The organism is Evansella sp. AB-P1 (assembly GCF_029688925.1).
Taxonomy (GTDB): domain Bacteria; phylum Bacillota; class Bacilli; order Bacillales; family Salisediminibacteriaceae; genus Evansella.
Genome location: NZ_JARUKY010000045.1, coordinates 1 through 1,529 on the forward strand (window position 1 = coordinate 1; position 1,529 = coordinate 1,529).

The 1,529-nt window shown below is 37.7% G+C and carries 1 protein-coding gene; it reads right to left on the bottom strand.

Annotated elements, in window-relative coordinates:
- Window positions 1-10: 10 nt before the first annotated feature.
- Entirely contained in the window at window positions 11-1,420 is a 1,410-nt protein-coding gene (locus QA612_RS22415) for an IS110 family RNA-guided transposase (protein ID WP_278286058.1), read from the bottom strand.
- Between the last annotated feature and the right edge of the window lie 109 nt (window positions 1,421-1,529).

Sequence of the window (1,529 nt, forward strand, 5' to 3'; positions counted from 1 at the left end):
TAAACATCTTTTAAGCAGACTTACTAGAGTCAATGGGAACAAATTTCTTATAGAATCTTGTTACATTAGCACTTCGCAACTTATTACTCAACACATTTACTAATGCATAGTTTTCATGATTGGAACGATATAAGGATTGATGACGGATCATAGAAAAAGCTAAACGAATCATTCGATTACCTATTGCTACATAAGCTTGTCTCGTGTGTTTTCCTTTATCTTTTAATGCTAAGTAACGTTCTCTCATTTCTGGATTATTAACAGATAATGATTTACCTACTTGATAAACAATGTTTCTAAATGTGCGTCTTCCTTGTTTAGAAATACCATAATAGGAAGGTCGATGGCCTCCGGATTGCTTCACAATAGGGTTAGTACCAGCTAGTTTTATTAATTGGCCTGCATGGTCAAAATCAGATAAATCCCCCATCTCGGCAAAGAATTCCGCCCCTGTAACCAAGCCAATGCCAGGTACAGATAGAATAATGGCACCAGGTGTTTCAAGAAAGAGGTCTTCAATTTTCTTTTCTAATTGTTTAATTTGTTCATCTAGCAATTCCAATCGATCCAGCTTTTGAGCTAAAAGGTAGATATCTGCTTGTACTTCTTGCTTAGGCTGTGAAATAGAATTCTCTGCAAAATCTATTAAGCACTTAATCGTACTATCACGCAGCTTTAAGTTCTCTTGAATGGATAGCTTTCGTAGCCCATCTTCTCCAAGCCCCATAATATCACTAGGGTGGGGATAGTATTTCATAATATAACAGGGGGCTTTACCAAATAACTTGGAAAAGGGCTGGACATGTTTTCTTTTTCCATTCTCCCAAACACTTTTTCCTTGAAACTCTCGGAATACATGGTCCATATGCATCCTTATCAGATTTTGTGTAGAGGTGCGTTCATCCACTATTTCACGCCGAGCACGTGTTAGTTTCTGTAAGACCCCTATATTTCCAGAGGACAGTTCACTTGAGGTTCCTCTACCATTGATCAACGACTGTATGATAGCCATTAGATCAATGTTATCCGTTTTTGACCAATTCATAAGAGCTTTTCTTTCCTGATCCGTTGTAGCTGCATTTACGACTCGTACACGATATCCTGCTTTTAGACACTTCCTCACAAGATCCTCGTAATAATGGCCAGTCGTCTCAATGCCTACTATAACCTCTGTGAGACCATACTCCTCTTTCACCGAATGAATTTGAGTTTTCACCAATTCTAGTCCCGTTTGCGATGCATCAAACTCAAATGGTTTTACTAAAATGTCCCCATAAAACGTAGTAAGTATTGCTTTATGGGTATACTTCGCTGCATCAATTGCCACTAATAATAGATTCTCAGATCCAGTTTCCCTAATAAATTGTGCCCAGCGACTTCCGTTTTTCCCCTGAATATGATTCAATAAATTATGAGCCATTGTTTTCATCTCCTTTGAAGGATTTGTAATTGGAAGTACTGTGGTAGGTCCTTCTATTTTACAATGAAAACAGTGGCCTTTTTAATTATCTTGACCTATTTTACATACT